General features: G+C 40.5%; 1 pseudogene. It reads left to right on the top strand.

Going from position 1 to position 284, the window contains the following annotated elements:
* Positions 1–284 (top strand): annotated as a pseudogene (locus AB4512_RS22825) (pilus assembly protein TadG); the annotation flags it as partial.

The following is a 284-nucleotide window of genomic DNA, read 5'->3' as shown; positions in this document are numbered from 1 at the left end:
TATTAAGGATGTGATTTATCAAGATAACTACTTGGTTGCAGACGTATACAACTATGTAGATTTATCGACATCAGTGTCGACGATGTTTACTGATAAGTCGGGGTTACAGCCTGATTTTTATAGTGTGAGTGGAACAAATTTATTTAACGCGCATGGTTCTTCCAATTCATCGCAGTTTTCGAACATTCGCCTATCGAACAAGCTCTCAGATTTAGACCCGATTAACTCTATGTGGGCAGACGGTGGCACTGCGGCTTTTCAAGGTATTTTGAGAGGTTCTCAAG

The organism is Vibrio sp. 10N.222.52.B7 (assembly GCF_041474275.1).
Lineage (GTDB): Bacteria > Pseudomonadota > Gammaproteobacteria > Enterobacterales > Vibrionaceae > Vibrio > Vibrio crassostreae_C.
Note: the sequence above shows the minus strand (reverse complement) of the source record. Positions and strands in the feature narration are given on the sequence as shown.